The sequence below is a fragment of the Actinoplanes sp. 13 genome (assembly GCF_056134165.1).
This window is the reverse complement of sequence record NZ_JBVYOQ010000020.1, coordinates 132,568-153,110: the sequence shown is the minus strand read 5'-3', so window position 1 is coordinate 153,110 and position 20,543 is coordinate 132,568. Positions and strand designations below refer to the sequence as shown.

Annotated in this window: 8 protein-coding genes and 2 pseudogenes; 3 read left to right on the top strand and 7 right to left on the bottom strand. The window is 65.4% G+C overall.

Features of this window, described 5'->3' with window-relative positions:
- Positions 1-195: 195 nt before the first annotated feature.
- The 5 genes from AC0NH5_RS30960 to AC0NH5_RS30940 form a co-directional block, all read right to left on the bottom strand.
- On the bottom strand, positions 196-624 hold the full coding sequence (locus AC0NH5_RS30960; RefSeq protein WP_474410327.1) for a hypothetical protein: 429 nt from the start codon (positions 622-624) through the stop codon (positions 196-198).
- Between the two features lie 65 nt (positions 625-689).
- Positions 690-1,130: a hypothetical protein gene (locus tag AC0NH5_RS30955; RefSeq protein ID WP_474410326.1), complete on the bottom strand. Its 441-nt coding sequence runs from the start codon at positions 1,128-1,130 to the stop codon at positions 690-692.
- A 34-nt stretch (positions 1,131-1,164) separates the two neighbouring features.
- A complete protein-coding gene (locus AC0NH5_RS30950) occupies positions 1,165-2,115 on the bottom strand; it encodes a hypothetical protein (RefSeq protein ID WP_474410324.1) in 951 nt (316 codons plus the stop codon).
- A 157-nt stretch (positions 2,116-2,272) separates the two neighbouring features.
- Entirely contained in the window at positions 2,273-2,626 is a 354-nt protein-coding gene (locus AC0NH5_RS30945; protein ID WP_474410323.1) for a hypothetical protein, read from the bottom strand.
- 461 nt (positions 2,627-3,087) lie between these two features.
- The gene (locus AC0NH5_RS30940) at positions 3,088-4,161 is read right to left on the bottom strand and encodes an IS110 family RNA-guided transposase (RefSeq protein WP_474410321.1); all 1,074 of its coding nucleotides are present in this window, start codon (positions 4,159-4,161) and stop codon (positions 3,088-3,090) included.
- A 1,747-nt stretch (positions 4,162-5,908) separates the two neighbouring features.
- Here AC0NH5_RS30940 and AC0NH5_RS30935 point away from each other — a divergent pair.
- The 3 genes and pseudogenes from AC0NH5_RS30935 to AC0NH5_RS30925 all read left to right on the top strand — a co-directional run bounded on the left by AC0NH5_RS30935 (position 5,909) and on the right by AC0NH5_RS30925 (position 8,886).
- Positions 5,909-6,409 carry a transposase gene (locus tag AC0NH5_RS30935; protein WP_474410320.1) on the top strand — a complete coding sequence of 167 codons (501 nt, stop codon included), beginning with the start codon at positions 5,909-5,911 and terminating at the stop codon, positions 6,407-6,409.
- A 345-nt stretch (positions 6,410-6,754) separates the two neighbouring features.
- Positions 6,755-7,536 (top strand): annotated as a pseudogene (locus tag AC0NH5_RS30930) (transposase family protein).
- Between the two features lie 288 nt (positions 7,537-7,824).
- A pseudogene (locus AC0NH5_RS30925) lies at positions 7,825-8,886 on the top strand (IS110 family RNA-guided transposase).
- A gap of 397 nt (positions 8,887-9,283) precedes the next feature.
- Here the strand turns inward: AC0NH5_RS30925 and AC0NH5_RS30920 are convergent.
- Together AC0NH5_RS30920 and AC0NH5_RS30915 are read right to left on the bottom strand one after the other, a co-directional pair.
- Positions 9,284-9,721, bottom strand: coding sequence for a hypothetical protein (locus AC0NH5_RS30920; RefSeq protein ID WP_474410319.1), 438 nt, complete (start codon positions 9,719-9,721; stop codon positions 9,284-9,286).
- Positions 9,721-20,526: a LamG-like jellyroll fold domain-containing protein gene (locus AC0NH5_RS30915; protein WP_474410318.1), complete on the bottom strand. Its 10,806-nt coding sequence runs from the start codon at positions 20,524-20,526 to the stop codon at positions 9,721-9,723. Before AC0NH5_RS30915 ends, AC0NH5_RS30920 begins: the two co-directional genes overlap by 1 nt.
- Between the last annotated feature and the right edge of the window lie 17 nt (positions 20,527-20,543).

Here is a 20,543-nt window from a genome sequence, read left to right as displayed (position 1 = left end):
CGTCAGCCTCGCCTGCGCCATGATCTGCTGGCGCCGCTTGATCAAATGGACCACGTAGAGATCGCGTTAGGAGCTCTAACGGCCGCGCCTCGGCCGGGTTGAGGTCTAACGCATAGGACGGCAGCCGAATCACGGTTAACCACGGCCAGGCGGCTACTAGTGGTCCGCCGCTTGTCGCCGAATCCTGCATATGCGTTACGGGCTGCGCAGGACCACCACACGCACCGAGTACGACGGGCTGTCAGCTGGCTCGACGTCGTACCTCACCCGGGCGATCTGCCGATCGTCGAGATAGAGCGCTACCTCCTGAAGCGCCCCAAGGTGGGAGAGATCAAGGTTGACGGGGCTGCTCTTGTCTTGCAGGACGTCGCCGGTGCCGCCCAGATAGTTGGTCGCGTCGCCGGCAGGGCGACCAAGCGGCGCTCGAACAGTTACGTCGAGACCGACGACGTCACGGGTTACCTTCCAGCCGACCGACCTCGAGGCAGTTGCTGCCGCCTCTAGCAACATTCGAACTCGATCATGCTGTTTGTGGTTAGCCGATAACAAGGACAACGCCTCATTCTTGATCGGTGGCCATCCCGGCACGTCAAACGCGATATCCACCACATCGTTCGAGCCCATCAGCACAGTCTCGATGAATCAGTGCCCTGCGGGAAGACGACTGTTCTGCCCCTGTCCGCGCCCGGCTATCCCGCGGAGGTACGCCACCAGGTAGTCAGTTGCTCCGCTACAAAGTTCGTCTCGACCCGATCGACTGACATGCCGAAGTGATCGGCAAGCTCGTCATCCAGGAACTGCTGGATGGCGTTGACGTCCTCGCCCGCAGCGAGGCGGCGGAGCAGAGGCGAGATCATGCAGTCGTACTCATCAGTGTTTATTTCAGGATCGAAGACACCGATGAAGTCCCACTCGTTCAACAGCTGACGGAGTTCATGCCACCGGCGCTCCACCCATCCATAGTCCCAGTATCGAGCACGCGAGCGCGCATTCCAGGCCGGGCCAGCAGGCATCCGCTTCTGCCGCGACCCGAGCGGGCACGGCATGCCGACATGGTTTTGACAAGGGGTGCCGTCTGCCGACTTGCGCCCCGTCAACCCAGTCACGAGGTCGGGCACGAGGTCGCCCATAGTCGACGCCGTGCTGACCCGGTGGCCCATCGCGCTATTGCATTCCCATTCTGCTGCGGTACTCCTCCTCGTCCTTGAAGTATGCAAGCCGGTGGGTGGTGAAGTCCCACCCGACAAAACCTTCACTGTCGTACAGAGACGGGCCGGACCACCGAACCGGCTTTTCGGTCGAGCCCTCAGTGATGATCTGGTCCGCCCCATTCACCGAAGCGTCGATGACGATCTGCCCCTCGTAGAGATATCCCGCCGGGGAGTCGGCCTGAATCATGGCCTGCGTGAATTCGCCACCGCTGAGAGCCGCTGATGCGGGCGGCATCAGGCTCGTCTCGTTCGAGTCGCCCCGCTGAACGGTGGTGGTCATGGTGGCGGTATCTACGATGATGATGAATCCCTCGTATACGTTGTCCCCGCCAGCGTGAGCGCATCGGACACTGGTCGTCGCACCCGCCGGCGTCCGTTTGAATACCTTGAGACGTACGTCCTTGATGGCAACGATGTCCTGCTGACCTGCGGACATCTCGACCTTGTACTGCAGCGGGGGGTAAAAGCGCGGATCTCCCAGCATCCACTGCTCCCAGTCGTCGCAGTGGTACCAAGGGCTCGCGGGCTGCGTCCCGGCCGGGACAGCCAGCTGGTCCGCCTCGCCGGCGAAGACGGCACCCTGGGCCCAACCCGGCTGGAATCGCACCGACAGGCTGGCTCGCGACAAGGGTTTCGGCGCACAGTTGATTTGAATGTTCGTGCCCTGGCCATTGCAGTCGCCGTTGATCGCTTGCCCGGGCGCGGCGCTCGACCTGCCATCTCGTGCTTGAGTGTCCGATGCGTCTGACTGGGTCAGCAGGACCGGGACGACAAGAGCGGCCACGCCAGCGATGGCGCCGATCCCCTGCCATACGGGATTGGCGAGTCGATTGCGCCAGGCCTTCGCAGCCGGTGTTCGGGAATGCGCGTCGGGCGATCGGCCGCCAGTCGTCTCTTCGGACACTCCTTCAGTGTGCGCGCGACCGTCACGCCTATCAAACGCGTCCACGGCATCACCGTTGAGCCGGGTACGACACGCGTCGAAGGTCCTCCCGTGCCCGTCCTGAGCCGTCTCGCGTCGGCGGTCATCTGCCGGTAGACGACGTCGGAGAGCCGGCGTTTCAGGGCGCGCATGGCTTCCATGGTGGTCTTGCCGGCGGCGAGTTTGCGCCGGTAGTAGCGGCGGCCTTCGTACTGCCGGTCGAGTCGACCAGCTCGGTGAGTTCCGCGTTCGCGACCTTGATCTTCTTGTCGATCGTGACGAGCTCGTGGATCAGTTCGAAGGCCAGCCAGCGGCGGGTCTTGCCGACGACGTCACGCGGGCGGACGGTGTTGAGCAGCGCCCGAGCCTGCTGAGCGGACAGGAACTTCTTCGCCCCACCCGGCACCAGCTCGAGCAGCAGGTGATGCAGCCGGGACACGACCTCGGTGCGGGCACGGCCAAGCTGATCGCGCCGGTCGACCAGCAGCCGCAATGCCACTGTCGTGTCGTCGACGACAACCTGCCGCACTTACCTGCATGCGGAGATCCCGTCGAGGGGTGGGTTTCGCGTTTGTTGAAGTGGTTTGGGCAGCGTGCTGCTGTCTCGCCGCTCTGGGGCGAGTTACGGATCTCGAGGCGAGGTTCTGGGTAGTCGCGGCTCCTCTGAGTCGGGTGTTGGTCGCTCGCATTCGGCCGGTGCGGGTGGTTGGCGGGGGTGGCAGCCAGACTTACCTATGGCCGTCGGACCAGGGTTCGTGTCCGCGACATGATGATTGATCGGGTGGCCCCCTCGCCGGGGTGCGGCCGCTCATTCTCACTGGGCCGTCCGCGGTCACCGCTTGCGCGCAGCGGTGGTGGTGCGGTCTGACAGTGCATTGAGGGAGCTGGCCGCGTTGGTGCCCGTCATCGTGAGGTCGGGCTGGCCGGTCCTCGCCGGATCCGCCCCGGGCTGGGTTAGCGGGCGATGGTGGTGGGTGCGGCAGGCTGAGCGAGGACGGTGAACGCGTCGTCACCGAGGTCGGTCAAGATGTGGGTGGCCTGCCGCACGATGCGGCGGGCCTGAGACAGACACGCGCGGTTCGCGTCGTAGCGGTCCTTGACCTGGGAGTAATAGCCGTAGCCGGGTGCGCAGGAACGGGCCGAGGTCTTCGCGGCCTCGAACAGAAGCCAACGCAGTACTTCCGGGCCTTGCCGGGACAGCCGGCCGGGGCTGCGTTTGCCGTCGGAGGAATGCACGGTGATGTCCAAGCCGACGAACCGGACCGCCTTACGCGACGAGGAGAACCGGTCCGCGCCACCGAGCCAGGCGCACAACGCGAGCGAACTGAGCGGACCGACCCCGTAGATCTCGTGCATCAATGCCCGCGCACCCTGCAGGCCGCGGGCGGTCGACAGCAGCCGCCGGCGCAGACGGTCCAGGTGATCGGCGAGGACGTCCATGAGCGCCAAGGCGGTGTTGACCTGTAGCCGGCCCGAGATCGAGAGCTGTTCGCCGATGATCGCTGTGAGCCGGGCCCGGTCGCCGCGGACGATTCCCGCCTGGCCCGGCGCGGTGGTGCCCTGGTGGAAACAGACCGCCTGAATGCGTTGTGCCCAGCCGGTGTGCTGGGTCCGCAGATCCTGGTAGAGCTCCAGCATCGCCCGCCACTCCAGGACTTCCGGCGGCGGGATGTAACACTGCCGCAGCCGGCCCGCGGCGAGCAGCTCGCGCAGCAGTTTCGCGTCGGCCTTGTCGGTCTTGGCCCGCCGTTTCGGGCCGCGCAGCACGGACGTGTCAGCCGGCTCGGCCAGATGCGCGACCACGCCCGCCTTGGCCATCTCCTCGGCGATGTACCGCCAGCCGGTGCACCCTTCCAGCGCGAACGCCACCGACCCGTGCACCGTCGGATCGAAGCGGGTCAGCCAGCCAGCCAGGTGCTCCCGGTCGGCCGGGGTGATCCGGCCGCGTTCCCACTTCCCGTTCTCGTCGTCGACCCAGTCGAATGTCAGCTGCTTCCGGTGGATGTCCAAGCCGCCTACGATCGACATTCGGGACCTCCTCAAGCTCCGTGACCCTCGATGTCCAACGCAGCGAAATCTGCGTCTGAGCTGAGGAGGCCCCCGATCCCGCCGACGGTCAAGGACCCGAACGGCGTACACCTCGACTCAACCCACCGACCGCAATCGGCCGATGCATGTCATCTCACATGCCGCGATAGCGCGTTCTGAGCGCTCGTTGCGCAAAGCGACGTGCCGGGCGGCCGTCATCGCTCGGGGAGAACCTCACGAAGTTGTACCGTCGCCCGGCACGCTTCAAGGGTAGGTACTTGTTGATCAGCCGCCGACGAGCCACTCTGTGAGGCGCGGCGAATTACTCAAGCCGCCCTTCGTTACTTTCCGTAGAGCGATGGCGTGTCGTGGCCGTCGTTTCACTTCCATGGCTGCGGAACGGCCCGGTGGGCGCGGCGGCGCCGACAGCAGGGCGCGGGCGGATGACCCGGGTCTTGGGGGAGCCGATGCTGTGGCCGGCGTGGCCTCTACCTGTACGCACGGGAGCCAGCGATACTCGGCCGCTGTGACGCGTTGTCACCGGCGCCCAACGTCCGGATCTGCCGAGAACAGTGCACCCAGCGCGTCGGTTTTGTTTGCCTATATCGGCTGTATATTCCAATAGTAGAGATTGCGGGTACAGTTTTCCGGCCTGCAGAATCATCTTCAGGGGACCTCCGACGTGATCGCCCGCAGGGATCCTGCAGGTGACTTGTTTGCGCGTCCGTGCGATTATGTAGAACGTGGCGTTCATTGTTGCGAGTCCGGACTGGGGCGATGTGCCGACTACCATCGGGGTAGTGGCCTCCTTGGGTGCCCTTGCGGCCGCCACCTTTGCGGCTCGAGCTGCGTTCGGTGTTCTTAAGGTTGAGCGCCGCCGAGATGCAGATCAGGACGCAGCGCAGAGCCGGCAGCAGGCCGAGCGGTTGGTCGCCTGGCCCACGCTGCTTCCCGAGGAACCCGAATACCGGGCGTCGGACCCGGTATGGGGTGTCACCGTCCGAAACGCCAGCGACCTACCCTTCTACCAAGTATGGGTTATCCTCGAGCCGTTAAATCATGGCGCAGGCGAGAACATCACTATTCACGAGCTAGTGCCACCGGGGACCTTCGTCCAGTTTGGTAGGGAGCTGAGGTCACCCAAAGATTTTGAGGACTCAGAGCTTCTTAGCGATCCTCCTCCTAGGCCATATGTCATTGCACTTGAGTTCGACGATGCCGCAGGACGAAGATGGCGACGAGATGCCAATGGCCTCTTGGTCCGCGTCGAGCGGCGCCCGACGCCTAATCCGGCTGCCTAGTAGTGCTTTGTCACTTTCGAGTGGCTGATGGTGACTTGTTCACGGACGGACAAAACCGCACTGTCACCGTAGCTCAAACGGATCTCCTGCTGGAGTACTAGCCAAAGGCTCACTCTGCGCGGATCCTGGCTACACGTAAATGTTGTCGACTGGAGAATCCGCTTTGCCTAGAGCATGCGTCTTCTGTGGGTCTGAAGGACGCCTCACTAACGAGCACGTGTTCCCTCAGTGGATGTCGCGTGCACTGAACCTTTCCGCAGACGACGAGTTGACACACACCATCGATATGCGCGAAGAGGGTATAGTAAGCCGTCGCGTTAAGCAGCTTGACATCAAAGTAAAGGTTGTTTGCACTACCTGCAATAACGGTTGGTCTGATCCCCGGCGGCGCGGCTCTCGACCTCACCGCGGACAAAGCCGCCACGCTGCTACGCACCGTCCGACCGATGACCGTCACCGATAAATGCCGCCGCGACCTCGCGCGAGACATGATCGCTGACCTACGCCACCTCGACCGGCGATTGCAGGACAATCACACCGAGATCCGGACGGTCCTCGCCGAGACGCACTCCACCATCACCGACATGCGCGGTGTCGGACACCTCATCGCCGCCAAAGTCCTCGGCCACGTCGCAGATGTGACCCGATTTCCGACCGCCGATCATTTCGCCAGCTACGCCGGCACCGCACCGCTGGAAGCTTCCAGCGGCGAACGTCGCCGCCACCGGCTCAACCCCACCGGCAATCGACAGCTCAACAGCGCCCTGCACACCATCGCGCTCGTCCAAGCCCGCGATCCCGGCCCCGGCCGCGTCTACTACCAGCGCAAACTCGACGAAGGAAAGACCCCCGCCGAGGCCCGGCGCGCTCTCAAACGACGCCTCACCAACGTCCTCTACCGCCACCTCATCAACGATCAAACACGGTTGGCAGCCGGCATGGGTTGACACACAGAGGCGCTCTTGAGCCACTCCGCGCCGCGGTGACCGGCGGGGCGCATGCCAGATGAGAGTCACACCAAGAACTTGCGGTGGACAGCCGCGTGCGAGCGATCCCACCGGTCACCTCGACCAAGCCTGGCCGGGCTGCGGTCGTACTTCAATGAAACAAGTAGCCGCGAACAAGGCGCTACCGCTTCTGCGCTCTGTATCGGCGGAGCAAGGCAGTGAGCCTTTTCCAACCTGATCTTGCAGGTCAGAGCCCGTCGTCAGGGGTCGGTGATCGATGAGGGCCAGGCTCCAGGTAGGACAGCAAGTCGACCAAAACCCGATGCCCCGACCGGGAGCCTCGCCATGCTGTCTTACCCGTCCACGATCTCGTTGTCCAGCCGGACCCTGAGCCACCTCGCCGACCGCATCCGCGGCCACCGTCGGCAGCGCAAATCCCGATGGAGGAGGCTGAGCCCCGGCCGCCAGGCCTTGCTCGCCCTGGCACATCTGCGCAACGGCGACACCTATACCCGCCTCGCCGCCGGCTTCGAGATCGGCATCGCGACCGCCTGGCGCTACGTTCAGGAAGCGATCACCCTGCTCAGCGCAGCGGCCGAGGACCTGGACACCGCCATGCGGCGCATCCGCCATCTGGCCTACGCGATCTTGGACGACACGCTGATCCCGATCGACCGGGTCGCCGACCAGAAGCCGTACTACTCCGGCAAGCACAAGCGTCACGGCGTAAACGTGCAGCTCATCGCCGACGCGCTCGGGCGCCTGGTGTGGGCGTCGGCCGCGTTGCCCGGTGCCACTCACGACCTGACGGCCGCCCGCACCCACGGCCTTACGACGCGCTGACCAGCGCAGACGTCACGACTTTCGCCGATAAGGGCTATCAAGGCGCCCGCGGCAGTGTGCGCACTCCGTTCAAGCGGCGCCGCTTCCGGCCGAACCTGTCACGCCGGCAGAAGGCGGTCAACCGAGCTCACGCCAAGATCCGCGCACGCGGTGAAAGGGCGATCGCCACGCTCAAGACCTGGAAGATCCTGACCAAGCTGCGTTGCTGCCCAAGCCAAGCGACCGCGATCGTGCAGGCCATCCTCGTTTTGCACCACGTCGAAGCCAACCGCTACGCAGGATGAAAAGGGCTGTGAAACTCGGTGTTGGCCGGCCTGAGGTTGGCTGGCGGGGTCGGCGTCATGATCGCGACCGGGTGTGGCTCATGAAAAAGGTTGCCCCGCAGGGTGCTCTCAGTGAGATCTGCCCATCCGGCCGGCGGTCGGGCGTCGGCCCTGCCCTCTCTCGGTGGCTTGATCAGAAGCTTGCCCGACCCGTTGCAGCGGGTCGTGGCTCATCACAGTCCTGCCTCGAGAGCACCTTTCCTGGGCCGACGCCGTCACGACGTCTCCCCGGGAAGGCAGTACGCCGCAATGGCCATCGTCGCAGACCAGTACGACTTCATCGTCGGCGTGGACACCCACGCCGCCTCCCACACCCTCGCGTTGGTCGTCGCCGGCACCGGCGCGATCAGTCAGCAGGCCCAGTTCCCGACCAGCCCGGCCGGGCTGCGCCGTGCCGTCGGCTGGATCCAACGCCACACCCGACACGCGGCGACGCTGATCGTCATCGACGGCGCCGGCTCCTACGGCGCCACCTTGACCGAGCAACTCGTCGCGGCTGGATTGACCGTCGCCGAGGCACCCGAGATCGCGTCCATGACCCGGCGCCGCCGAGGCAAGAGCGACGCCGTGGATGCCGTCGCGATGGCGCAGGCCGCTCGCAACCTCGACATCGACCAGCTGTGCTGGCCGCGGCAGGCCGGCGATCGCACCGCACTACGAGTCCTGGCAGCGGCTCGCGAGTAGATGAGCGGTGAGCGCACCCGGGCGGTCAATGCGCTGACCGCGCTGCTGCGCACGGTCGATCTGGCTGTTGACGCCCGCCGGGCCTTGACCGCCACGACGATTGCGACCGTCGCGGCCTGGCGCACCCGCAACGACGGCACCACGCCGGCCGTCTGCCGCGCCGAGGCCATCCGGCTGGCCCGGCGCATCCGCGTTCTCGACGCCGAACTCGCCGCCAACCACGCGGCACTTCAGCAAGCCGTCACCGCGCAAGCACCGCAGCTGCTTGCCCTGCCTGGCGTCGGCGCCGTCGTCGCCGCAACTGTCCTGCTGGCCTGGTCACACCCCGGACGCATCCGCTCCGAAGCGGCGTTCGCCGCCTTGGCCGGCGCGTCACCCCTACCGGCTTCGTCAGGAAATACCACCCGCTACCGGCTCAACCGTGGCGGTGACCGCCGCCTGAACCGAGCGCTCTACACCGTCGCGCTGGTCCGCATGGGACACGACCCTCGCACCCGCGACTATGTTGCCCGCCGCACCAGCGAGGGCCGCACCAAACGCGAGATCATGCGCAGCCTCAAGCGCTACATCAGCAGACAACTCTTCCGGACTCTGAACGGCGCCAACCCGGCCCCCAGCACCACTTGACAGCTATAGAAGCATCTCACTGCACCACGGTCGACAAACACCTACCTGGCACGGGGAACAAGATCAGGTATGCACTCGATCGGGAACCTACTCCGCTACAGGCCTACGGCCCCACGCGCAGGCCCGCCCACCCGAGCCACCACCGATTCTGCGCCGCGGCCATGCCGGTCGCACGACCACGGATCCCAGGGAATTATCTCGGGATTAGACAGTGCGTCACCGGCGCGCTCAACCTTTGCCACGGCACCGAGAATGTCATCGACTAAATCCGGTGAATTGCTACACCTGACGGCACCCGTGACGGCAACGTGGGCTGACTACCGCACCCCCGCACACCTCCCGAACAAGCAACAACCACTCTACGTATCCGCGACGATCGCCCGGCGCAGCTATCTGATCAATAAGTCACCTGCATGACCGGCCGCCCCTGAATCTTGGCAATGAAGCCGTCATCCTGCACCATGACCACAATCCCTGTCACGGGTGACACAATTATCACGTGTCCATCCATCATGTATGAGCCAACCCGACTTCCAAAATCCTTGACGAAATCTCTCAACTCAGAGGAGTCGACGAAATATGGCCCCCTCCGATAAGAATAAGAAGCATAGCTGGTGTCATTGACCACGACCAGGGGACCAACTAGGTCGGAACAGTATCCGAGAAGTTCATCCTCCACTTCGTCCATGTCGCGATGCTCCACGTCGAATGGTGACCAATCTTTCTCCGAATGACCACGAATACCGTCCGGCGAATATCCGGTCGACCCCGGAACGATCGACGCCAGTAGCTTTATTGCAAAATCCCAATTGGGATGCGGCGCCGGCTGACGCATCAAGAACCCCCATCCCATCTCTTCTTATACTGCTCATGCCCCTTGACGAAGAAATAAGCCAGCGTCCGCCATCTATTTCCCTTCCCCGCCGCTCCGGGCTTCTGAACGGGAGAGAACGCATTCTCCGGTTCCATGATCTTGACATGCGGACCCTCATTAGTATGCGCATGCCCGATCGGGTTGAGCTCGATCTTTTGAAAGCGACCGTCCGGGAGCTGCCCAGAATAGTAGTCATCCTTGTCGTGATCCAAATGCAAGAAGCCGAAGTGTTCAGCGACACTGTCTAGATCTTTGAGGTCGTCCACGAGGTAGCGCACTACCGTATCGCCAGCTGAATTTGTGTGCGATTTGTCCGTATAGTTTACCGGGCAGGAGGCAAGCCGATCGTCGAAGTCGTTGTTGTGTACGAGTACCGGGCTGTTGTCGGTGATCACATAGTACGTGTGGATGTCGGCGACGGTGAGGTCGCGCATGACCTTTGAGCCGGTGAAGTTACGGACGGCGGTGACGTACTGGATCTGTCCCTCCGGGCCAACCAGCGTCGACTCACCGGGAACGAGTTCGGCCGCGTCGACCCATGCCTTGGCGGTCGCGTCCCAGAAGGGGTGATGCGCCGTGGTCTCGAGAATCGACGAGTCGGTTGGGCCGCGGGTACTGCGTCCTTCGTTCCCCTCGCTCACCCGCTCGGTCCCGGCGTCGGGCCGCTGGTCAGACACCGTTACGTCGGTCAGTTCGACGTCGCGGTTGGTGTGCAACAGGGTGACCTGTCGTGCGCCTTCCGTGCCGTTGGCCGGGTCCTTGGCCATGACTTCGTCGCCGATGCCGATTTCGGAGATCGGCCGGGTGGACCCGTCAGCCATGAGTACGCGGGTTGCCGGGTCGAAGCTGTGATGTTGCTCCGATGTCGCGGGCTGCGCGTCGCCGTTACAGGCCTTTGGCTGGGGGTTCTGCTCGGCGGTGGGTTCCGGCCTCTCCGCACGTCCCTGCTCTCGTGGTGGTTTCGGCTGTGCCGCCTTGGTCTGCTTTGGCCTCTCCTGGCTCTTCGGCTCCGTCTTCGGCTTCGGCTTCTCGGCCTGCTTCGACGGTGCGGGCCTCTCCTTGGTCTCCGCCTTGGCCTTGGCCTTCTTCTTGACCGGTGGCTTGGCCTTTTTCTTCGGCGGTTTTGGCTTCTTCGGCTTTTTCTGCATCAGGTCGGTCATGTGCTTGCGCGCCTGGCTGATCAGGTTCTGCGCTTGGCGCATGGCCGTCTGGGCGCCGTCGATGATGCGTTTCCACATGCGGTAACCGCTGAGGGCGCGGTCGACGGCGTTGAAGATCGATTTGCCGATCTTGAAGGCTTTGACGGGTCCGACGGCACTCAGCGCTAGTTCGCCGCAGGCCCAGAGGCTGCCGTTGAGGCATCCGACGATGGCGTCATAACCGATGATGTCGAGCAGCATGCCGACGCCTACCTGGAGCAGGATATCGTAGAGCTGGGTCTGGCTTTCTCGTTCGGCGCGCTGGTACTCGGCTTCCTGGCGGGCGATCTCCGCGCCGGTGGCCTTCATGTCACGGTCGCGTTGTTCCATCGCGGCGGTGTACTGCGCGAGGGCCGCCTGGTACTTCTTCAGTTCGCAGGCGTAGTCGTACTGGCCGCACTTGCCATCGACGGAGTTGCCGGTGGTGTCGGTGTTGGTCAGCGGGCTGGCTTCGGCGTAGGCGAACCGGTTGGCCGCGCCGGAGCTCGGTGTGGGGCTCAGGGTCGCGGTGTCGCGGGTGTCGAAGGCGCCGGTCTCGGGGTCGTACCAGCGCGACCACATGTTGACCTTGCCGGTGCCCTGTTCGGTCCACTCCTGCTGGTAGCCGAGTCGGCCCACCATGCCGCCGCTGGCGAGGACCTTGCCCCACGGGTCGTAGGAGACCGATCCGGTGAGTGTGCTGCCGGTGGCGGTGAACTCGCCGACGACGTCGGTGTGGATGTCGGTCCAGGCGTAACGCTGGTTGGGGCCTGATGCGACACCGACAAGGCTGTTCGCGGTGTCACGGACGTAGGCGGTGCTGCCGTCGGCGGCGAGGTCGTTGCCGAGTCCGGTGTAGGTGAATCCGGACTGGACGAGTCGGCCCAGGCCGTCGTAGCTGTAGCTGGCAGTTGCGCCGGTCTTGGTGCCCTGGGAGATGATCTGGTTGAAGGCGTCGGTGACGGTGTCAGTTCGGACGCCATTGGCGGTGGTGGCGGCGAGGGTGCCGCGCGGTGTATAGCGGTAGGTGGTGCCGGTGGAGTCGGCGGTGAGTTGGTTGCGCTGGTCGTAGGTGAAGGTCTTGGTGCCGGCTTGGACGCGGTTGCCGGACTTGTCGTAGGCGTACAGGACCGGGGTGGTGCCGTTGTCCCAGCCGGTCAGCCGGTTCGCCAGGTCGTAGGTGTAGGTGTTGGTGGAGGCGCCGTTGAGTCCGGTGGTGGTCTTCTTGGTCAGGTTGTCGTTGGTGTCCCACTCGTAGGCGATCTTGCCGAGGCTCGCGCCGGCCGGGGTTTTCAGCTCGTCGCTGGTGGGGCGGTGCAGGTCGTCGTAGCCGAATGTCCGGACGTTGCCGCCGCCGTGGGAGATCCGGTTGACCTGGGACAGGTCGTTGTAGGCGTAGGACATGTTCACGCCGGCGGTGGCGTTGATCAGGGTGGAGAGGCGTCCGGTGCCGTCGTAGGTGTAGTCCGTTGTCCCGGCGCCGTCGACGCGACGAGTCAGCGCGCCGTCGCCGTTGTACTCGTATGACGACTCTCCGGAGACGCCGCTGATCTTGGTGATCAGGCCTCGGTCGTCGTAGTCCACGGAGTTCTGTCCCGCTGACCCGGTGAAGGATCTGATCCGGCCGGCCTTGTCGTAGGTGAAGGAGCGGTCGGTGGTTGCCGCCTCGGCACCGGAGCCGGAGCTCTTGTTCAACCGGCCCATGACGTCGTACTCGGAGGTGACGGTGACGCCGCCGGGCGAGTTCAGCCGGACCAGTCGGCCGCCGGCGTCGTAGGCCATGGTGAAGGTGCGGTCGGCGGCGCCCGGGGTGCTCGTGGTGGCGGGTTCGACCTGGGAGGCGACCAGGCCCCAGGGGTTGTACGTGGTGATGAAGTTGTTGCCACGGCCGTCGGTGAAGCGGGTCTGTTGCCCGGCCATGTCGTAGCCGAAGGTGGTGACGATCGCGTCCGATCCGTTGATCGGTTCGGTCTGCGAGATCAATTGGTTGAGGGCGTCGTAGGTGAATACCTTCCTGGTGTTGCGGGCGTCGGTGGACGACACCGTGTTGCCGGCGGCGTCGTACTCCTGCGAGGAGGCGCGCAGCCTGGTGCCGGCGGCGGAGTGGTCCGCGCTGCTCATGATTCGGCCGGCGAGGTCGTAGGTGATCGTCGAGTAGGTTCCGTCGGGCGCTGTCGTCTTGACCGGGCGGCCCACGCCGTCGTACTCCGTGGTGCTGGTCTTGTTGTTGGCGTCGGTGACGGCGGTCTGCTCGCCGGCCTTGTTGTAAGTGAAGGAGGTGGTGACGCCTTCGGCTGATTTGACGCTTGCCGGCCACGGGCTGGTGGCGTCGTACCGGTATTCGGTGGTGTGTACCGCCTGGGGTTGGCGGACCGTCTGGGTGGTGGTTTTGGTGCGGCCCAGGTAGTCGAAGGTGCTGGCGGCGACGGCTTCGTTCGGGTCGGTGTGCGTGAGCAGGTCGCCGTTGGCGTTGTACTCGTACGTGGTGACACCGGTGTCCGGGGCGATGACCTTGGTGGTGCGGCCGAAAAGGTCGTACTCGTACTCGGTTCTGGCACCGAGCGGGTCGATGGTGGCCGCGATCTGGCCGACGTTGTTGTACTCGACGGTGGACTTGGCCTTGATCGGCTCGCTGGCGCCCGGTGGGGTGTAGTCGGGCAGCTGCGTTTCGACGATCCGGCCGAGCCCGTCGTAGCGGACGACCGTCGTGTTGTTGTTCGGATCGCTTTGGTGGGTGACTTCGCCGAAGGTGTTGTAGCCGATGCGGGTGATGGCCTTCGCCGTGATCGGGTTGCCTTCCCCGACCACGGTGCTCACCTGCGGCGCGTGGGTCTGCACAGCGCGGCCGACTTCGTCGTTGACGATCGCCGTGGTGTTGCCGTTGGGGTCGGTCACGGAGGTGACTGACCCGTCCTGAGACAGGGTGTGGCTGGTGCGCAGTGCGCGGGCCTGGGCAGCGGGTGCGGTGCCGGCAACGATCTGGGCGAGCTCGGCGGCGCTGACCGCCTTCTGATATGCCTGGACGTCGTCGATGAGGCCGGTGAACTCGCCGGTGCCGAGGTTCGGCGCCAGTCGCAGACCGGTCGCCCGGTTGTTGAACACCTTGGTGCTGGTAGCCGAGGCCTTCTCCACCCCGCCGACGTACAGCTTGACCGTTTTGGTGTTCGGGTCGACGGTGACGGCGAGGTGCGTCCACGTACCGGTGGTCGCCGAGCCGTTGGGGGTGGTCACTGCGGTGGCCCAGGTGGTGGTGCCGTTGGTCTCGCGTACCGCGGTGGAGGCTTGCCAGGCGTCGGTGTCGGCGTCGTACTGCAGCCGCAGCGCCGATGTGCCGATGTCGCCCGGCATGTCGGCGATGGTCCGGTCGGCGCCCTTGGCGCCCAGTTTGACCCAGGTGGCGAGGGTGTAGGGGCGGCTGGTGTCGACCACGGGCTTGTCGGTGGCGATTCCCGCGGTTGTGCCGCTGAGTGCCGCCGAGCCGCCCTGCTGGCTGGAGCCGCCGCGCTCGGTGGACCAGGTGACGGCGCCGGTCACGGTGCCGCGGCTGTTGCCGGCCGAGTCGGTGACCGTGGTGCCGGAGGTCTCGTCCAGTTTCCAGCGGAGCACGGGGCTGAGGCCGGCGGAGGTGTAGGCCGTCTGGGCCAGCGCGCGGCCGAGGCGGTCGTACATCGTCTCGGAGGTGCCGAGGACGGTGCTGCCACGAGTCAGGGTGGTGGTCAGGACCTCGTCGTTGGCCGAGTAGCCGTAGGTCGTGGTGCGGTCGAGTTCCTCCTCGCCGCCGGCAACAAGCGGGTCCAGCGTCGCGGTGGTGTTGCGGCCTGCGGCGTCGTAGGTGCGCTTGGTGGTGGTCTTGCCGTTGTTGGTGACCTGTGTTTCCAGGTTGCCGGCGGCGTCGTAGGTGTTCTGCTCGACCGTGAACGACTCACCGGGTTGTGTGCCGTGGCGGGTCACGGTCGCCAGCAGGTTGTTGTCGGTGTAGGTGTACCTGGTCACCCACCTCATCGCGTCGGTGACTGATGCGAGCCGCCCGCCGTCGTCGTAGGTCATCGACCGGATCGGTTCCAGGCTGGGCTGGCCCGCCTTGTCGGCGTACACGGCGAGTTCGTTGCCGGCGGCGTCGAACTCGGTGCGGACCGCGGTTCCGTCAGCGTGAATCTCGCGGATGACCCGGCCGTATGCGTCGTACTCGAATTCGACCTTGTCACCGAGTTCGTCGATCTCCGCGGTACGTCGGCCGCGCTCGTACTGGTAGGTGACGGTTCGGGGTGCGTCGCCGCCGGTGGCGTCGGCGACGGTTTCGGAGGCGAGCAACCCGTCTACGGTGTAGGTCAGTGTCGTCACCGGGGTGTGGTTGGCGCCGGTGACGTGGTTGAGCACTGCCGGGTCGGTCACCGTGACGACCCGGTCGAGCCGGTCGTGGGTGAACGAAGTCGTGGCGTTGGCGACGCCGTTGACGACGGCGGTCTCCTTGGTGGTGCGGCCGAGCCGGTCGTACTCGTAGCGGGTGGTCATGCCGGCCGGGTCGGTCACCTCGGCGATGTCACCGGTGGCGTAGTACTTGATGGTCTGCACGCCGCCGTCGGGTTTGACGATGCGTGACGGTAGTCCGGCGGGGGCCTTTCCGCCGTCGTACGACGCCGTGGTGCCGTCGGTGTAGGCGATAATTGTGATCCGGCCCAAGGGGTCGGTCATCGCGGTGCGGTTGCCGTTGGTGTCGTACGTATAGGCGGTCCGGTACCGGTTGTCGGACGGCGAGGTGGATCCGGGGCCGCGCTGTTCGATGAGACGGTCGTTGCGCGCGTCCCGTGCCGGGTTCTGCGTGGTGGCGTCCGGGTAGTAGCTGTTGTAGGCGGTCGAGCACTTGTTCGCCGACCGGTCCTGGCAGGTTGTCACCGAGACCACGTTGCCGCGCACGTCGTGCTCGTTGACGGTCATGTTCTTGTTGGGGTCGGTCACCGTCCGCAGGTGACCCTTGCTGCTGTAGCCGTACCGAGTCACCATGCCGCGCGCGTCGATGTCGGCGACCTTGCGGCCGTAGAGCAGGTCGTTGACGACCTTGGTGGTGTCCGGTCCAGCCACGGAGTAAGTCACTTCACCGAACGCGGTCGCCCTGGCCGCGTCGCGGGCCTGGTACTGGTAGCGGATGTGGCCGGCGTCGAGTTCGGTGCCGTAGAAGGCGACCTCGGCGAGGCTGCCGTTGTACCAGCTCGAAGTCCTGACACCAGCAGGGTTCCACGGGGAGTCGACGCGGCCCATGCCGAGGGCGTAGCCGGGCTGGGGTGAGGGCGCGGCCAGGTAGGTGGAGCCGGTGCTCGAGTGCACCTTGGCGCCGTCCAGGTAGAGAGTCTGGGTGGTGCCGGACGTGGTCAGCACGGCGTGGTGCCAGTTGCCGTCGTTGACGGTCTTCGTGCTCGACAGGCCCTGCTTCCACTTCTCGCCGAAGGTGAGCACTCCGTCGCACTTTTCGATGGACACCGCAGGTGGGGGCGCGGGCCGTCCCGGGACGTGAAGCTGCGGGCTGCGGGCCAGGCACATGCCGGTGTGCGGGTTGCGCAGCAGGCTGCCGTTGTACGGCTGCCACAACTGTGAGGCGCCGCCGTGGCAATACCAGACGTGAACAGGCGAGCCTGCTGCCGGGGTCCCGGCGCCGACATCCAGACACTTGTTGAGTGCCCGCAGGGTGCTGGCGCCGTTGGCGCCGGGCACGACGCTCCAGTTCTGCCCGCCAACGCCGTTGCAGGCGTAATAGATGACCGGCGTGCCGTTCTCGGTGCCGCCGCCTTCGATGTCGAGGCACTCGTTGGCGAAGTCCAGTGACCGGAACGGGCCGGTGGCCGTGGCCGACGGGGACAGCGCGCTCAGTTTGCCGTCCGATATCCACAGCGTCGGTGTCATGGGGCGGCCGGCCTGGTACCGGTGCTCCCCCAGCAGGACGCCGTTGGCGCCCTTAGTGTTGAACCACATCGAGACGGAGTTCGTGTTCGCGGGGAACACCTCGTCCGGCAGATCGACGAGGGCATTGGATCCGTTGAACAGGGCCGCACTGTCGGGCGCCTTGCCGAACGGGCCGGCCTCATTTCCCAGCCCAACCGCGCTGTAGGTGGCGAGGTCGCCGTTCACCTCGTTCACCGCCTGGAGCATGCCGCCGCCATCGGCCAGCCGCCAATAGTTCGTCGGCGCACCGCCCAGCACCGCGCTCTCGTACACCTTCGTCGTGCCGGTGATCTGCGGGGCGCTCGGCTTCCACACAGTGCCGTTGCCGTCGGTGAGCTGGCTGACGCGGCCGGTGACACCGTCGTAGGCAACTACGGCGGTGGCCTCGGCGGTCGGCCGGACGACCTGGGTCAGCCGCTTGACGGTGACGTTGGCGGTGAACATGTCTTTCACCGTCTGCGCGGTCACCGAGACGTCAAACAGTGCGACCTCAGCGATCGAGCCTGGCAGGTTGTCCCGCATGCCGACGTTGCTGTTGGTATTGGCGTGTGACTGGTTCGGCCAGCCGCCGCCGAGGAAGCCGACACCGAGGTAGGAGTAGGCGGCCCGCATATCTTGGACGGTGACCCCGGACTCCTGCTTGACCAGCTCTCCGTCGAGGTACAGCTGCTGCGCGTTACCCGAGGAGGACAGCACGACATGATGCCATGCGTTGTCGGTCACCTTGGCGCCGGAGTCCATCGTCTGGTGAGCCTGCGCCACGAACGACTGGTCGGCGCGCCGGGTCTTCCCGCACGGCCAGATCTCCAGCAGCGAACCCTTCGCATCGGTCTCTGAGTCGACGCACTTGCCAGAATAGTCGTGGATGATCTGACCGTCGGCCTGGACGTCCCACTTCTGGCTCAGTGCACTGGTGCAGGGCGCATTGACAAGGCGGACGCCGGTCGCGAAATCGCCGTCCAGGGTGTCCAGGCATCGGGTTCCGGTGTTCAGGGGACCGCCGGTGCTGGTGAATTGCAGTTGACGGCTGGAGGTCCAGGTCCACTGTTGGCGATCACTGCCCTCGCACGCAGAAAGTCGCGCCGGCGCCAGACTGGAGTCGAGGATCACCGCTCCGGTGAGGCATTCTTGCTGTTCTGGGGCGAGCAGGCTGCCGAGCGCCGTGCCGGGTTTCGGCGCCTTCGGGAAGCTGCCCATCAGATTGCCGTTGGCGCCGACGTACAGCGTCGGGTTGTAAGGGCTGTGGGTGGTGTTCGCGGTAGCGGTGGCCTGGTCCCAGGACTGGCCGTACAGCACACCCTGCCCGCCGGCCTTGAACCACATGCTGATGGCCTGGTTGGTGGCATCACCGACGAGCGTCGCCGGCAGGGCGACGTGCGACGACGAGCCGTTGAACTCGGCGGCCGTCGCCGTGCCACCCGTCAGCGGGCCGGGTCTGCCGAGCGTCACACCGACATACGTGCCCTTGTCAGTGCCGGCGTTCTCCAGCATGGTGCTGGCCGCATGTTGCCCGGTGGTCTCGGTCAGGCGCCAGTACGAGTGCGGGCGGATGTTGGCCACCGTGGTCGGGAAAAGGGAGCCGGCGCCGTCGTAGGCGTAGCTGTGGCACTGCGCGGAACTCGTCGGAGGGCAGACCCGGGCAAGCGAGTTACCGGAGTACTCGTAGGACCAGACGTTGGCCGAGTCCGGGTCGCCCGGGGTGGTCGGGTCGGTGGCAACCTGGGCGACGTGCGCGGCGCTGTTCGCGGTTGCGGGCGCCCAGCCGAGATACAGCGATCGCCCGGATGCGGAGGTCAGCTTGCTGAGCAGACTCCCGGTGTATTCGAACTTGAGTGCCCGACCGGCGACGTCGCTGATGGAACTCAGCGTGTACTTGCCCACTCCTTGTGCCTGGCCGAACGTATAGGTGGTGCCGTCCTTCTCGATCAGCTTGTAACCGACGCTTTCGGCGGAGAACGTGGCGGCACGTCCCGCGGGCGAGGTCCACGAGCCGTCGTAGTTCTTCCCGAAGGCCAGTTCCCGGCCGTCGGGATAGGTGAGCACCGCACCGGTGACCGTTCTGGTGGCGTTCACCGTGGTGGCCCTCTCCACCACCTTGGCGTCGACCATGCTGGACCAGCCGGCGCCGAAGGCCTGCCCGGTCCGCGGGTCGATGCTGTTGTACGACCGGACGATCTCCAGTGCGGGCCCGACCGTGTTGATCATCGCGTCGCGGGCCGAGGTCGTGTAGTTGCCGATCACCGGATCGACGCCGTGCTGCCCGTTGCTCTGCGACAGCCCCGCGGTGATGACCGGCTGCGGCACCGGAGTCATCATCAGATGCTTGACCGCATATTTGGCGTTGTCGGTCAGGCCGTCACCGGCGTAGACGGTCCAGTAGTAGCTTTCGCCCCGGGTGAGCTTGTCCGCCGGGATTTTCCAGGACTTCTTCGCGATCCAGTTCGAGTTGGCGACCTCGGTCTTGCCGTCCTTGGCATAGACGATGAACTTGTAGTTCAACGTCTTCGGGAAGTTGTCCGGGTCGTGTGCGTCGGCCAGCAGCTCCGGCGTCAGCGTCTGCACGGCCTGCCCATAGGCCGGATACTGCTCGTTGACCTGCGGCATCTCGTTCTCGGCATAGGTGATCTCGAGATACGGCATGTAGGCGTTACTCGCGTAGTTGGCCGACGTGAACCGCTTGAACGCCGCGGAGTCCGACTCCGACGCGGTCAGCGCGAGCCCGTGGTTGGGTATCGCGCCGGAGGACCAGCCCTGGAACGTCGCGGGGTTCAGCGACGCATAACGCCAGGCCCCGACGGAGCGGTTGCTGGCCGTGTTGTTGCACGCGGGCTTGTTGTCGGTGATCGTCAGCGTTCCGATCGGCGCGCTGTACGCGGGGCCCGCGGCGAGGCTGCCGTTGTTCTCCAGGTTCGAGACGGCCCACGCTTCTTTGATGCGTCGCACCTCGACGGGCTCGAAGCTGGTGCAGTTGTACGACCAGGTGTGGTACACGCCGAGTCGGGCACCCTTGATGTTCAGGTCACCGAACTCGCCCTCGAAGTCGCTGAAGTGGATGAAGGACCGCGACACGGTGGTGCCGCCGTCCCACGTGCCGACCGGCAGGTTGTCGCCGTTGTGATTGGCGGTGGAGTTGCTGTTGTCGACGAAGACGTCCCCGGTGTCCTGCGACAGCCCGTCGGGCCCGGTCACCACCGACGGGTCGACGCGGATCGGATACTGCCGAGCCGGGTCGTTGAGCCAGGCCGTGTCCGCGGTGACCCTCAGCGCCGGACCACCGTCGACGGTGATCAGCTGGTAGGCCACGGCGGACGACTGCGCCGGAGCGCCGGAGCGCGGATCGATCTTGGAGTCCTCCATGTAGCCGGGCGGGATCCGCATCTCCACGTCGCCGTCCGCGCCCACCAGATCGATGGCCCCATCGCCCTTGGGCCGGGCGGTGACTCCCTCCAGCTTGAGCGGAAACACCCACTCGTTGGCGGCTGCCGGGGACTTCAGGATGATCGTTTCCTTCAGCCCGTCGTTTAGCGTCTGCAGTTCCAGGTCGGTGGCCGGAAGGATTTCCGGATACGTCGCCACGGACCCGTCGACCACCGCCGCCACATCAGCGGCGCCGGCCAGGTCGTAGGCAAGCGTGTGCCCCGACACCGTCGTCACCGTGGCCAGCGCATCGT

Bases quoted from the DNA above. Each gene is read 5' to 3' on its own strand.
- AC0NH5_RS30960 (WP_474410327.1), bottom strand. From the start codon at position 624: ATGGGCTCGAACGATGTGGTGGATATCGCGTTTGACGTGCCGGGATGG.
- AC0NH5_RS30940 (WP_474410321.1), bottom strand. From the start codon at position 4,161: ATGTCGATCGTAGGCGGCTTGGACATCCACCGGAAGCAGCTGACATTC.
- AC0NH5_RS30935 (WP_474410320.1), top strand. From the start codon at position 5,909: ATGACCGTCACCGATAAATGCCGCCGCGACCTCGCGCGAGACATGATC.
- AC0NH5_RS30955 (WP_474410326.1), bottom strand. From the start codon at position 1,130: ATGGGCGACCTCGTGCCCGACCTCGTGACTGGGTTGACGGGGCGCAAG.
- AC0NH5_RS30920 (WP_474410319.1), bottom strand. From the start codon at position 9,721: ATGCGTCAGCCGGCGCCGCATCCCAATTGGGATTTTGCAATAAAGCTA.